Here is a 13,362-nt window from a genome sequence, read left to right as displayed (position 1 = left end):
GGACAGTGGAAAGACAGAAACTTGGATCCACAAAATTTCCATCACCATCAATGCAGTCTGTGGCGCTTTGAAATTTTCGACACGCTCTCGAAACATGTCGCCCAAAAGGGGAAGAAGGTTAAGTTCATCCACGTTGGGGCCAATGTCGGCAACAGCAGCGATGATCCTGTCTTTGGCTATGTTGTCAATCATGGCTGGCAAGGGGCATTGGTCGAACCTGTTCCTTATCTCTTCGAAAAGCTGAAGAAAAACTACGAGCCTTATTCAGACCTATCTTTCTTCCAGCTTTGCTGCAGCACTCAGCAGGGAACGCTTCCTTTCTATATGCTTGAGGAGGCCTCCGCCTCGGACAGCCCGCTTGGTCCTTTTCTTTCATCTTTTGAGAAAGAAGTAATCCTCAAGCATTCTGGATTTTTTACCGACCTTGCTTCTCACATTCGCGAGATTCAGGTCGAGACTGTCAGGGTCGACACCATCATTGAGCGAGCAAACCTGCAGGGCTTCAATGCTCTGGTCGTTGATACTGAAGGGCACGACGACAAGGTAGTGGCGGGATTGAACTTAGATGCCCATGCACCGGAACTGATCATGGTTGAATATCACCATTTGCAGCTCGAAATGCTCCGGCACATGCATGAACGGCTCTTGGATTACGGCTATCGCCCAATCTGGATGTATTATGAGATAATCTATGTCCGGCATACGGATCTAAATTATCCTCTCGTGAAGAAAATCACTACCCTCTCCGAAACCATGTATAGACTTTAGTATGAATGTAGAGCTCCAATTTCGGGATACGATCCACTTATTCTTACTGACAACGAGTGACCAGCAAGGGTTCCGACAATCGTTACAAATACGAGCGTCAAAATGGCAGCTGCCAACAAGGAAGTTGGCGACAAACTCTTCCCGTAGGTGCACCTCTTTGCCATAAAGGTACCCTGATCAACCAAGCGGAATGACGACGCTGACGGTCCAATCCTCGACCGGAATGCTCTGGGCGGAGCGGACCACGGCGATGCGGTCGAAGCGAATGGCCCGCCCGGTAAGATGTGCCTCGACCTCCCTGGCTGCGGCCTGTTTGAGCGGCCCGTCTTCCACGCCGTAGGCCAGCGAGACATGCGGCATGAAACTCTCGATCGCCGAAGCCGCGATCGAAGCGATGGCCCGCCGCTTCAGTTCGAGCACTGGTCCCGCCCGCTCGAAGCGGGCATAGAAGGCTCGGAAGAACAGGTCGCTGGTACCGACCGCCTGGATATCGGCGGCGAAGGGCGCAATACCGGCGGCGACGGTGGTGAGTTGGCGCGCAAGGTCGTCCTCCTCGCAGAGCCTGTCCTCGACGAGGGTCAGATGCGGCTGGAAGCGCGGCGTGCCGAAGGTCTGCGCCAGTTCGGCCACGATGCCGGCGAGCATGAGTTCGTCCTCGGCCACCGCCATCAGCCAGGCGGAATACATGTTCTCGGCCATCTCAGCGCCCGACCTTGGCCAGCACGTCGGCGCTGAGGAAGCGCTCGACCACGAACATGAAGGCGATGGAGGGCACCAGCAGCACCAAAGCCGTGATCGAGGCGATCTGGTAGTTGCCGCCGGCGCTGGCGGTATAGAGCAGCAGCGGCATGGTCTTGATGTCGGGCGCGCCGACGAAATAGGTGCCGGTGAATTCGTCCAATGATTCCAGGAAAACGAAGATGGCACTTGCCATCAGCCCGGGCGCGGCCAGCGGCAGCACGACGTCGCGAAAGGCGCGCGGCCCGCTGGCGCCGATCGAGCGGGCGGCCTCCTCCAGATCCACCGGCACGGCGGAGAAGGAAGCCGTGGCGATCCACACCGCATAGACCAGACCATGGGTGGTGTGGACGAGCACCACGCCGAGCACCGTGCCATTCAGGCCGATCTCGTAGAACAGGCGGGCGATGTTGACGTAGACGGGCAGGTTCGGAAAGGCCTGGGGCAGGAGCAGCAGCAGCAGGATGCCAGCGCGAAAGGGCAGCTTCAGCCGGGCGAGGGCATAGCCGGCGGGCACTGCCAGGGCGAGGGACAGGGCCACGGTGAGCAGCGCGATGGAAACGCTGATGCCGAGCGAGGCCAGGGCATCGCCGCGCGGCGCGAATACGCGCGGCCAGAAGGAAAAGCCATATTGCAGCGGCAGGCTATGCGGGAAATACCAGCGCTCCGCCACCGTCCACAGCAGGAGATTGGCGAGTGGGCCGAAGATGGCGAAGGCGAGCAGGCCGAGCCCGATGCCGCGCGGGATCCACAGCCAGTCGATTCGCCAGCTGCGGGCGGCAAGCGCGTGACCGGCATCGCTCATCGCGCATTCTCCTTCATGGTCTGTCTGAGATAGATCCAGGCCACCGCCCCGGTGAAGGCGAGAGAGAGCAGGCCGAGAGCATTGGCGACGCCGTAGTCGCCATAGGAATTGATGCGGAAGGCCATGTCGGCGGTGATCATGGTGGGCGATTGCGCGTTGATCATCAGTGGCACGGAAAGCACCGACATCATCGTCACCAGGCTGAGCACGGCCCCGACCAGCAGCGTGGAGGCCACCTGCGGCACCACGATCTCCAGGAGGATGCGCAGACGCGAGGCGCCGAGATTGCGGGCGGCCTCGATGGTGGAGCGGTCGAGCGAGGCCATGGCACCGGCGGTGAGCAGGGTGACGAAGGGCATCTGCTTCCAGACGAAGGCGATGACGATGCCCCGCCAGTCGAGGAAGCTGACAGCCTGCAGCGGCGACAGCAGGTCCGCATTCACCAGGAGGCTGTTCATCAGCCCGTTCTTGGCGAGGAAGGTCCGCAGGATCTGGCCAACCACGATGAAGGGCACGAAGAGCGGCCAGCGATAGAGCCAGCGCAAGGCCGCAACCGCCAGAGGGTTGTTGCCGAGCGTGAGATAGCCGGCGATGGCGACGGCGATCAGCACGATCAGCGCGGTGGAGATCAGGATGATCACCGCCGAAAAGACCATGTCGGTCCAGTAAAGCTCGAAGGCCTTGCGGAAATTGCCGAACCCCGGCCCCTCCGGCGTGGCGAAGGATCCGGTGACCGAGCTTGCCAGCGGCACGACGAACAGCAAGATCACCACCGCAAGCGCCGGCGCCACCAGCATCAGGCCGGTGAGGGAGGTACGGGGAGAGGTGTTTGGGCTCGGCATGGTTGATGATCGGTTGGGTTGAAGAAAGGCTGGGTCCAAAGGGCCTGCGCAGCCCCTCCCCAGTTTCGCTGAAGAAAAAAGCCCCCTACTCCGCCACCTTCTTCTCATAGGCTTCGAGCAGGTCGGCGTAGTAAGGCCCGATCGGGAAGGATTTTCCGTATTTGGCGAGGTCATCGGGCGAGATGTCGGTGAACAGCTTCTGCCAGATCGCCGGGTCGAGCTTGTCCTGGACATATTTGGCGTCGATGCCCGGATACCAGTTGAACTGCTTGACGATGCCGTTGGCCTGGACCTCGGGACTGGTGGCGAGCGCGACGAACTTCTCCGCCAGGGCCTTGTGGGCGGTCTTGCCGGGGATGACGTAATGCATCGGCTGGCCAGGCATGCCGGGCGCCGGCAGCACCAGCTTCATGGTGGGCGGCAACTGGCCATTGGCCTTCCAGGAATAGAACATGTCGACCCACACCGCGCCCATGGCGATCTCACCGCGACTGAGCATGTCGAGCGTGCCGGCATTGCCGGGGGTGAGCGCGACATTCTTGTTGAAGGCCTTCAGCTTGGCGAAGGCATCGTCCCATTTGGCCTTCTCGTTGGCGTCATAGGGTCCTTCCTGCAGGACCTTGGCGTCGCCGGCATAATTGTAGATCCAGCTGATCACGAAGGAGACGCCGGAGGCGCCGCCCTTGATGCCGTTATAGCCGAACTGCTTGGGGTTCTTCTCGGTCCAGGCCACCAGTTCGTCGAAGGTCTTCGGCGGATTGGATACCAGGTCCGGATTGTAGGCGATGGCGGTCTGGCTGTTGAACATCGGCATGACATAGCCGTCGACATCGGCCCCAAGTGCCAGCCTAGCGTTGCCCCGCGTGACCAGCTTGCCGGTATCGATATTGCCGCGATATTTGTCGAGCAGCCCGTCCTGGACCAGCTTGCCCGCCACCTTCTCGTGGATGACGGCGACATCGACGTCATAGACCTCCTTGCCGGCCTTCTTCTGGGCATCGAGGCGCTCGACGATCTTCTGCGACCCGGCATCGCCGGGGCCGGTGCCGACCACGCGCACCGTGGTGCCGGGATTCTGCTTTTCGAAGGCCGGGGCCAGGAAATTATTGACGTAGTCGACCATGTTCTGGTCACCCGCCGTGATCACCGTCAGCTCCTCGGCCGATGCCGTGGTGCTTGCCAGGGGCAACGCGGCGGCAAGCAGCCCCGCGACGGCGGACAATGCTGTCAGTCTCATCCAAACTCTCCTGTCTCTTATGGCAATTCAGCCTTGCTCGTCGGGAAAGACGAACAGGCCTGTCTGAGGGATATGAACATCGACCTTCGAACCGGCGGGCCAGGCCTTGGGCGCGTCGACGACCAGGGCACCGGCCGGTGTGGCCACGACGTGACGCCAGAACCCGCCCGGGAAACTGACCTGGCCAACCTCACCGGGCAGGGCGAGGAAACCGGCGGTCGGCTCCGCCGCGGCAGAGGCCTCATGCAGTTCGGCCGCCTCGGAGCGGAAATGGGCGATGCAGGGCCCCGGCACGGCCGGCCGTACGGTCGCGATCAGAGCGGGCGTGCCCCCCTGGGCTTGAAGCCGCAGCCGGCCATCGCCCTCCGTCGCCGGGCCGGCGTTGAGGCGCAGCCTGTTCTCGGCCCCCATGAAGGCGGCGACGAAGGCGGAAGCCGGCTGGTTGTAGACCTCTTCCGGCGTGCCGATCTGCGCGATCCTGCCAGCATCGAGAATGACGATGCGATCGGCCATCACCATGGCCTCCTCGCGATCATGGGTGACATGGATGGCGGTGATGCCGAGCCGGCGCTGCAGGGCGCTGATCTCCTGGCGCACCGTCAGGCGGATGCGCGCATCGAGATTGGACAGGGGTTCGTCGAGCAGCAGAATGTCGGGGCTGATGGCGAGTGCCCGCCCGAGCGCCACGCGCTGGCGCTGGCCACCGGAGAGCGCCGCCGGTTTGCGCTCTTCCAGCCCGGACAGGCCGAGCAAAGCGGCGATCTCGGCGACCTTGGCGGCGATCTCCGCGCGCGGCAGCCGGCGCAGCTTGAGGCCGTAGCCGATATTCTGCGCCACCGTCATATGCGGCCAAAGCGCATAGGTCTGGAACACCAGCGCCATGCCGCGCCGGTCGGGCGGCTCGCTGGTGATGTCGCGTCCCCGCACGCGGACGGTGCCAGCGCGCGGCTGGATGAAACCGGCAATGGTGCGCAGAAGCGAGGTCTTGCCGCAACCGGACGAGCCGAGCAGCGCGACGAATTCGCCTTCGCCGACCGTGAGGCTGAGATTGTCGAAGACCTGGGTGTTGCCGAGCCGCACCGAGGCCCTGTCGACCTCGAGCAAGGGTTGCCGCACCGGCGTCGTTGGGGTCGCCACCAGGGGCTGATCACTCGGCTTCACGGCGCAACCTCCCGCGGGCAGGTCCCGGCGTCCTCGGCTCAGGCAAGAAGCCTGCAGCGGACACCGTTCCCTCTCGTTTCCTCATCGCCATGTCTGATTGCACAGCTGTGCAATGCTCGCTCTGCGCGAAACTCCTGTCAATAGCGCAGAGCCATTCCATTGAAACCATCCGCCCGGTCCTGAGAGGTTGAAATCCGCTCCCATGGCGTGGAAACGAATTTAGCGACGGGCCTATTCCTTCTTGCACAGCTGTGCAGAAGCAATGCCACGTTTTATCCCTGCCGCTTCGAGGTGACAGCCATATGACGGTTCGCCTGGCAGGGATCCAAAATCACGGCTGGCAGCGCCGCCCCAAATGCCGGAGATTGGACCGCAGAGAGCCGAGCATGGGTGAAGCCGGCGCAGCAGACAGTCAGGGGGACAGCCGGCATGATCGCTCCGACATTCGCCGCCCGACCCGTCACCGCGGCCACCTGGCCTGATTTCGAAGCGCTCTTCGAAGGCAAGGGCGCGCCGAAATATTGCTGGTGCATGGCCTGGCGCCCCATGGCCGAACGGGGTTCGGCCGATAATGCCGCCTGCAAGCAGGCGCTCCACCACCGGGTCCAAACCGATGTGCCGATCGGCCTGCTCGGCTATCTCGACAGCGAGCCCGTCGGCTGGTGCTCCGTGGCGCCGCGCGAGAGCTTCCTCAGGCTCTCGTCCGACCAGGACGATGGGGAGACGGGCATCTGGTCGATCACCTGCTTCTTTGTCCGCCGCGACCACCGCAAGGCCGGCCTGTCGCACGCCTTGCTCGATGCCGCCATCGCCTATGCCCGCGGCCAGGGCGTCCAGGTGGTCGAAGCCTATCCGGTCGATCCCAGCTCGCCCAGCTATCGTTTCATGGGGTTTGTCGAGCTGTTCGCAGGGCGCGGCTTTGTTCCCGCCGGCAAAGCCGGCTCGCGGCGGCAGGTGATGCGGCTCGCATTGTGAGCGGCAACTACCGGGTCTCAGGCGGAAGGTCGCCCCTCGGCGGCAGGATCGTCGTCGCCCGCATCGGTGACGACAAGCCGCTTGGGCAGATGCACCTCGACACCGAGGCCCCCCAGGCCCGATCGGGCGATATGAAGCTCGCCGCCATAGGCCTCGATGATGTCCTTGGCGATGGCGAGGCCGAAGCCGGTGCCGCGCACGGTCTCATCGAGGCGCTTGCCCCGCTCGATGAAGGACTTTTCGGCATCGGGCGGCAGGCCGGGCCCGTCATCCTCGATCGACAGGACAATGACGGGCGAAGCCGTCTGCGCCATCAGGCGCACCCTTGCCTGGGAATTTCCCCATTTGCGGGCATTGTCCAGCAAATTGCCGGCAATGTTGGTGAAATCGCTCTCATCCATGGCGATCACGATGCCCTGCGGGGCTTCGAGGCCGAACGTCATGTCCTTGTCGCGCGAGAGCTTTTGCATGGTCGAGACCAGCTTGGACAGCACGGCATGGGTGTCGACGCGTCCCGACAATTGCGCCGCTGCGAGACTCGCCCGCGCCTCCGCCAGAGTGCGCTTGACCTGGGCATCCATCCGCCAGACTTCGTCACGGATGGCATTGGCCGCGGTGGCCTGCCCGCTATCGGCCAGGGAGCGTGCAGTGGCCTCCAGCACGGCAAGCGGCGTCTTCAGGCCGTGGGCGAGATCGCCGGCCCGGCTGCGCGCCTCGATGAGCTGCGCCTCGCGGGAGGCGATCAGCGCATTGAGATTGTCGATCAGCGGCTGGATCTCGTCGGGATAGCGCCCGCTGATCTTGCGGGCCGGGCGGCTGCGCAGCGACAGCAACTCGACGCTGAGCTTGTCGAGCGGGCGGAAGCCGTAGCGCAGGAAGGCGATCACCGCCCCGAGCAGGGCGGCCATCAGCACGGCGAGCGAGGGCGCCATCGCATAGAAGAAGCGCCATTTCACCGGCGAGAGCTGGGCATTGTCGAGGGCGATCAGGGCATTGACGGTCTGGTCGCCGCTCGCGGTCGAGATGACGATCGAGCGTTCGACCGCCAGGAGCTGGCTGCCATTCGGCCCGACGAGATCATTGACCTTGCCGCCGCCCTTGGCTGCGGTCGCCTGCAACCAGGGCAACCCCTGGTCCCACAACGACTGCGAGCGCAACTCGACATTGCCGCCCCGGCCGACCTGCCAATAGAGCCCGCCATTGGGCAATTCGAAGCGCGGATCCTGCGGCCCCTCGTCGATGGTGAGTTGGTTGGAGGCATTGACCTCGATGCTGCCGAGCAAGAGGCGCATCTCGTCCTCGATCTCGGACAGTTCGAGAGCCCGGATCGCCAGGCCCGAGATGGCATCGATGCCGATGCCGGCCAGGATGGTGGCAACCACGATCGCCACCACCGAGCCGAGCAGCATGCGCCGCCTGAGGGAGAAGGAAGTCACGGTCACTGAGGCTCGGCCGGGATGACATAGCCCTGGCCGCGGCGCGTCTCGATCACGCTGTTGTCGAGCTTGCGCCTCAGGCGGGCGACCACGACTTCGAGGGCATTGGAATCATGTTCCACATCCTGGTCGTAGATCGAATCCGTGATCTGCGACTGCGACATCACGGTGCCTGCATTGTGCAGGAGATAGGCCAGCAGGCGATATTCCAGCGGCGTCACCTGCACCGGGCTGCCATAGAAGGAGACGGCGCGCTGGCGGGTGTCGAGTTCCAGCACGCCATTCGACAGAACGGGGGAGGATTGGCCGGAAGCGCGGCGGACCAAGGCTCGGACACGCGCCAGCAGTTCCTCCATGCGGAAGGGCTTGGTCAAATAATCGTCGGCGCCCGAATCCATGCCGTCGACCTTGTCACGCCAATCGTCGCGCGCGGTGAGGATGAGCACGGGCATGCCGCGCCGCGCCAAGCGCCAGCGCCTGAGCACCGTCAGCCCGTCGAGTTTGGGCAGGCCGAGGTCGAGGATCACCAGGTCGAAATGCTCGTTCTCGCCGGCGAAGAGCGCCTCCTCGCCATCGAACACCGTCACCACGATATATTGCTGGGCTTCGAGACTGCGACGGATATCGTCGACGATGGCTCGTTCGTCTTCGGCGACCAGAATACGCATGGTTCGGGGCTGGGATCTCGTGGGCGGAACTGGCCGGGCGCTCAATGCGTTGCCGAGCCGGACATTAGGCCTATTTATCGACCAAGGCCAGTGTCACCGCATCGACGAGCACGTCGCGCCTCTTGCCGTCCGGCCTGAGAACGCGGACCATGTAGAGCAGGCGCCCACCGCGGCGCAGCTCGCGCACGCGCAGAATGCGGCCCGGCACCTCGCGGGCCACCGCCGCGGAAATATCCTTGAACGAATGTGCCCCGGGGCGGCGGATCAACACGCCGCTGGGCTGGCCGTGATGAGCAGGGCCGGCCATCGCCGCTTCGAGCGGCGGCATGAAGCAAGCGATTGTCAGCAGCAGTCCGGCACAGGCGCCGGACCTAATGCTAAAAGCCTTGGCGCTAAAAGCCGTCATGAATCTCCTAAGCAGAGTAGCTGGCAAGGCTCCCGACACGCCTCGCCGGGCATTCCGCAACTGTTGAGTCACTCACAGTTTCCCGATCGACAGTCTACCGAAACCAAGCTTGCAATTGGCTTGCAGGCGCTGTCAGACGCTCGCAACGCGCATCTCGCTAGAATAGCTGGAAACGATTTTGGCCACCATCCGAATCGCCGGCCGAAGGATTACGCGTGTGTTGTCTTTTCCTGTACCAGTAAATGCCGCCGGGCCCCTCGCCGTGGTTCGCGGCGAGCAGCGTCCCGACCTTCTCCGCGACGAAACCCTGGCGACGATCTTCAAGGCGTCCGCCGCGGCCTTTCCCGACAAGCAGGCCCTCGGTGCGATCGGCACCGGCGAGCGCCTGACCTATCGCGAGCTCGACGAGCGCTCCGATCGGGTCGCCGCCGCCCTGGCCCGCCGCGGCGTCGGCGCCGGCATGTTCGTCGGCCTCTGGTTCCAGCGCTCGATCGATCTGCATGTCGCGCTGCTTGGCCTGATCAAGACCGGTGCCAGCTTCATTCCCTTCGATGCCGACATCCCGCCCGAGCGGGTGACGGCGAGCCTTGCCGATGCCGGCGCGGGCCTTCTGATCTCGCATGCGCCGCAGGCCGAGAAATATGCCGCCGTCGAGGCCGGGACGGTAACGCTCGAAGCCCTGCTCGAGGACACACGCCGCGAGGTTCCCGCCGGTCCTGCCCCCGCCCTGACCGATGCGGCCTATGCCATCTATACCTCCGGCACCAGCGGCAAGCCCAAGGGCATCAAGGTCTCTCATCGCAACATCTGCCACTATCTGCGCGCCGGCAACGAACGCCTGCGCATCGCGGCCGATGACGTGGTGCTCCAGCAGGCCTCGATCGCCTTCGACCTCTCGCTGGAAGAGATCTTCATTCCCTATATGGTCGGCGCCACGCTGAAGATCGCCGGTGCTGCCGTGCTGCAGGACATCGACGCCCTGCCCCAGATGCTGGAAGCCGAGGGCATCACCGTGATCGATACGGTGCCGACCCTGCTGTCCATGCTCAGTCGCGACGTCGCCGGGCTGAACACCATCATCCTGGGCGGCGAAGCCTGCCCGCCCGCTTTGGTCGCCCGCTTTGCCCGGCCCGGCCGGCGCCTGCTCAACACCTATGGCCCCACCGAGACCACGGTGGTGGCGACCTCGACCGAGCTGGAAGCCGGCGACGACATCACGATCGGGCGCCCGATCCCCAATTACACCGCCTATGTCGTCGACGATCAGCTCAACCTGCTGGCGCCCGGCGAGACCGGCGAATTGCTGGTGGGCGGCCCAGGCGTGGCCATGGGCTATCTCAACCTGCCGGAGATGACCGCGGCCAAGTTCATTGCCAATCCCTTTGCCTTGGACGGCTCCGACCCGGTGCTCTACCGCACCGGCGATGCGGTAAGCCTCAAGCCGGACGGACGGATCGCCTTCCAGGGCCGCATCGACAGCCAGGTCAAGATCCGCGGCTATCGCATCGAGCTCGGCGAGATCGAAAGCCTGCTGGCCGCCGATCCCGCCATCCGCACCGCGGTGGTGACGGCCAACCAGAGCGAGGCCGGCGATACGCTGGTCGCCCATCTGGTGCCGCGGGGCGAGATCGATCTCGACCGCATCAAGCGTGACCTTGCTGCCAAGATCCCGCGCTACATGCTGCCCTCGGCCTTCCAGCTCCATGACGCGCTGCCCGTGCTGCCATCGGGCAAGGTCGACCGCAAGGCGCTCTCCTCCCTGCCGGTGCCGGAACGCCAGGCCACGGCCGGCGAGCAGGAACCTCCACGCTCCTGGACCGAAGCCCAGTTGCTCAAGGCTGCGCAGGAACTGCTGCGCGCCCCGGCGGTCGACTTCGAGGCCGATTTCTTCACCGACCTCGGCGGCCATTCGCTGCTGGCGGCGCGCTTCGTCTCCGAGGTTCGCCGCGTGCCGGCTTTGTCCGGCATCGCCATCCGCGACCTCTATACCCATCGCACCCTGCGCAATCTCGCCAGGGCCCTGGACGAGAGCGCGGCTGCTGCAGCGGCCGCGCCGCCGCCGGACCGCAGCTTCGAACCGGTGCCGCTCGCCCGGCGCTTCCTGTGCGGCCTGGCCCAGGCCGTGACGCTGCCCTTCATCGTCGCCCTCGTCTCGGTGCAATGGATCGGCCTCCTGCTCGCCAGCATGCTGCTGGTGGGCGACAACGCTTCCATCCTGACCGAGCTCGCCGTGCTGTGCGGGGTCTATATCTGCCTCAACCTCGCCACCAAGCTCGCCGTCATCGGCCTGAAATGGCTGGTGATCGGCCGCACCAGGCCGGGCGTCTATCCGCTCTGGGGCGCCTATTATTTCCGCATCTGGCTGATGCAGCGCATCGTGCAGCTCACCACGCCGAAATTCCTCAAGGGCTCGCCGCTCATCCGCGTCTATCTGCGCGCCCTCGGTGCCCGCATCGGTCATGACGCCATGATCGACGACTTCGAGGAAGGCGCGATCGACCTCGTCACCATCGGCGACCGGGCGAGCCTCGGCACCAAGCTCAAGCTCGCCAATGTCGAGGTGATCGGCAACGAGGTGCATGTCGGGCGCATCGAGATCGGCACCGGTGCACGCATCGGCAATGGCAGCGTGATCGGCGGCGACGTCGTCATCGGGGACGGCGCCGAGATCGGCGACCTCACGGCCCTGCCGCAGGGCACGATGGTGGCACCGGGCACCCATTGGGAAGGCGCGCCTGCCGCCGAAATCGGCCCCGCCGAGCAGGACGATCCGGCCGACCATCCCCATCTCGGCCGTTTCGGCCGTTTCGTGCAGGCCATCGGCTATTTCATCGCCTATAATCTGTGCCTGGTCATCGGCCTCCTGCCGATCTTCCCGGCCTTCTCGCTGTTCTCGGAAGTCGAAGCCCTGTTCGGCGCCGATCCCGACCAGCCCCTGTCCTGGAGCCTGGTGGCGGTCGCGGCCTGGCCGGCGGCGCTCGCCTTGATCGTGGTCTCGATGGCGGTGATGGTAGCCCTGCGCTGGCTGCTGCTGCCCAAGGTGCGCGAGGGCTCCTATTCGATCTTCGGTTCGCTCTATTTCCGCAAATGGGTGATCGGCCTTTCCACCGAATCCCTCCTGGAAACCCTCAACTCGCTCTATGCCACCGTGTTCATGCGCAACTGGTATCGCATGATGGGCGCCAAGATCGGCAAGGGCACCGAGATTTCGGCCAGCTTTGCCGGGCGCTACGACCTGATCGAGATGGGCCGCGACAATTTCATCGGCGACGAGACCATTTTCGGCGACGAGGAAATCCGCAATGGCCGCATGATTCTCAAGCGCCTGAAGACGGGCGACCGCTGCTTCTTCGGCAATTCCTCGGTGGTGTCGCAGGGTTCGGTGGTCGAAGACGATGCGCTGATCGGCATCAAGTCGCGCCTGCCCGATTCCCTCAAGGTCGGCACCGGCGAGACCTGGCTCGGCAGCCCCCCCATCGCCATGCCGACCCGCCAGAAGGTGGCGGCCGCCGCCGGCACCACCTATGCGCCTCCCTTCCGCATGAAGCTCCTGCGCGTGGTGTTCGAGACGCTGCACACCTCACTGCCGACGGCGGTGCTGATCGCCGCCGCCTACGTCACCGCCGACATCCTGGCCTCGGTGATCTCTGAGGGTGCCTGGCTTGCCGCCATCGGCATCTTCCTGATCGCAGGTCTCGCCATCTCCGGCCTGATGTATCTGGCCGCCGTCGCGGTCAAATGGCTCCTGATCGGCACCTACAAGCCGATGATGCGGCCGATGTGGTCCTGGTGGGCCATGCGCACGGAAGGCGTTGCGGTGATCTATGGCGGCCTCGCCAGCAAGATGCTGCTCGACTATCTCCGGGGTACGCCCTTCCTGCCCTGGCTGCTGCGCCCCTTCGGCGCCAAGATCGGCAAGGGCACCTGGATCAACACCACCGACATCTGCGAGTTCGATTGCACCGAGATCGGCGACCATGCCGTGCTCAACATGGGCGCCTGCCCGCAGACCCACCTCTATGAGGACCGGGTGATGAAGGTGGGTCGCATCTGCATCGGCCGCGGCGCCACGATCGGCACGGGCGCGACCGTGCTCTACGACACCGAGATCGGCCCCTTCGCCCAGGTCGAGCTGCTGACCTTGATCATGAAGGGCGAGGCGCTCCCCACCTCGACGGTGTGGACCGGTATTCCGGCCCAGGCCCAGGCCCTCGCCCCGGCAAGCGCCGAAGCCGAGGACGCCACTCTCAATCCCGTCCTGGCCGAGGCGGCCGAATAGGCTCCACTCCTGGGAGCGCGGACGTCCCCGTCCATAGGCGCTAAGAT

Annotated in this window: 11 protein-coding genes; 3 read left to right on the top strand and 8 right to left on the bottom strand. The window is 64.4% G+C overall.

Annotation, left to right across the window (positions count from 1 at the left end; genetic code table 11):
- The first annotated feature begins 21 nt into the window (after positions 1-21).
- The gene (locus ABXS05_RS09990; RefSeq protein ID WP_367623776.1) at positions 22-768 is read left to right on the top strand and encodes an FkbM family methyltransferase; all 747 of its coding nucleotides are present in this window, start codon (positions 22-24) and stop codon (positions 766-768) included.
- A gap of 177 nt (positions 769-945) precedes the next feature.
- On the opposite strand, the gene ABXS05_RS09985 is transcribed toward ABXS05_RS09990, so the two are convergent.
- The 5 genes from ABXS05_RS09985 to ABXS05_RS09965 all read right to left on the bottom strand — a co-directional run bounded on the left by ABXS05_RS09985 (position 946) and on the right by ABXS05_RS09965 (position 5,551).
- The gene (locus tag ABXS05_RS09985) at positions 946-1,467 is read right to left on the bottom strand and encodes a 2'-5' RNA ligase family protein (RefSeq protein ID WP_367623775.1); all 522 of its coding nucleotides are present in this window, start codon (positions 1,465-1,467) and stop codon (positions 946-948) included.
- Position 1,468: 1 nt separating this feature from the next.
- Positions 1,469-2,311 (bottom strand): ABC transporter permease, encoded by an 843-nt coding sequence (locus ABXS05_RS09980; protein ID WP_367623774.1) that lies wholly within the window; start codon positions 2,309-2,311, stop codon positions 1,469-1,471.
- A complete protein-coding gene (locus ABXS05_RS09975) occupies positions 2,308-3,153 on the bottom strand; it encodes an ABC transporter permease (RefSeq protein WP_367623773.1) in 846 nt (281 codons plus the stop codon). The genes ABXS05_RS09980 and ABXS05_RS09975 overlap by 4 nt, the downstream gene beginning before the upstream one ends.
- An 85-nt stretch (positions 3,154-3,238) precedes the next feature.
- Positions 3,239-4,390: an ABC transporter substrate-binding protein gene (locus ABXS05_RS09970; protein WP_367623772.1), complete on the bottom strand. Its 1,152-nt coding sequence runs from the start codon at positions 4,388-4,390 to the stop codon at positions 3,239-3,241.
- A 27-nt stretch (positions 4,391-4,417) separates the two neighbouring features.
- Positions 4,418-5,551: an ABC transporter ATP-binding protein gene (locus ABXS05_RS09965; RefSeq protein WP_367623771.1), complete on the bottom strand. Its 1,134-nt coding sequence runs from the start codon at positions 5,549-5,551 to the stop codon at positions 4,418-4,420.
- A 429-nt stretch (positions 5,552-5,980) separates the two neighbouring features.
- On the opposite strand from ABXS05_RS09965, the gene ABXS05_RS09960 reads away from it, so the two are divergent.
- Positions 5,981-6,526 carry a GNAT family N-acetyltransferase gene (locus ABXS05_RS09960; RefSeq protein WP_311939045.1) on the top strand — a complete coding sequence of 182 codons (546 nt, stop codon included), beginning with the start codon at positions 5,981-5,983 and terminating at the stop codon, positions 6,524-6,526.
- 17 nt (positions 6,527-6,543) lie between these two features.
- Here ABXS05_RS09960 and ABXS05_RS09955 read toward each other — a convergent pair whose 3' ends face one another.
- From ABXS05_RS09955 to ABXS05_RS09945, 3 genes are all read right to left on the bottom strand, one after another.
- Complete coding sequence (locus tag ABXS05_RS09955) at positions 6,544-7,968, bottom strand: sensor histidine kinase (protein ID WP_311939043.1); 1,425 nt, start codon at positions 7,966-7,968, stop codon at positions 6,544-6,546.
- Positions 7,965-8,630, bottom strand: coding sequence for a response regulator transcription factor (locus tag ABXS05_RS09950; protein WP_068292966.1), 666 nt, complete (start codon positions 8,628-8,630; stop codon positions 7,965-7,967). The genes ABXS05_RS09955 and ABXS05_RS09950 overlap by 4 nt, the downstream gene beginning before the upstream one ends.
- A gap of 70 nt (positions 8,631-8,700) precedes the next feature.
- Positions 8,701-9,036, bottom strand: a complete 336-nt coding sequence (locus tag ABXS05_RS09945; RefSeq protein WP_311939041.1) for a PepSY domain-containing protein — start codon at positions 9,034-9,036, stop codon at positions 8,701-8,703.
- Between the two features lie 217 nt (positions 9,037-9,253).
- Between ABXS05_RS09945 and ABXS05_RS09940 the strand changes: the two genes are divergently transcribed.
- Positions 9,254-13,315, top strand: coding sequence for a Pls/PosA family non-ribosomal peptide synthetase (locus tag ABXS05_RS09940; protein ID WP_367623770.1), 4,062 nt, complete (start codon positions 9,254-9,256; stop codon positions 13,313-13,315).
- Positions 13,316-13,362 lie beyond the last annotated feature (47 nt).

It is taken from the genome of Labrys neptuniae, assembly GCF_040797145.1.
In the GTDB taxonomy this organism is placed as follows: Bacteria; Pseudomonadota; Alphaproteobacteria; order Rhizobiales; family Labraceae; genus Labrys; species Labrys neptuniae.
This window is presented reverse-complemented; position numbering and strand designations above follow the sequence as displayed.

Coding starts and splice junctions, on each gene's coding strand:
- ABXS05_RS09950 (WP_068292966.1), bottom strand. CDS start 8,630: ATGCGTATTCTGGTCGCCGAAGACGAACGAGCCATCGTCGACGATATC.
- ABXS05_RS09975 (WP_367623773.1), bottom strand. CDS start 3,153: ATGCCGAGCCCAAACACCTCTCCCCGTACCTCCCTCACCGGCCTGATG.
- ABXS05_RS09985 (WP_367623775.1), bottom strand. CDS start 1,467: ATGGCCGAGAACATGTATTCCGCCTGGCTGATGGCGGTGGCCGAGGAC.
- ABXS05_RS09945 (WP_311939041.1), bottom strand. CDS start 9,036: ATGACGGCTTTTAGCGCCAAGGCTTTTAGCATTAGGTCCGGCGCCTGT.
- ABXS05_RS09960 (WP_311939045.1), top strand. CDS start 5,981: ATGATCGCTCCGACATTCGCCGCCCGACCCGTCACCGCGGCCACCTGG.
- ABXS05_RS09980 (WP_367623774.1), bottom strand. CDS start 2,311: ATGAGCGATGCCGGTCACGCGCTTGCCGCCCGCAGCTGGCGAATCGAC.
- ABXS05_RS09970 (WP_367623772.1), bottom strand. CDS start 4,390: ATGAGACTGACAGCATTGTCCGCCGTCGCGGGGCTGCTTGCCGCCGCG.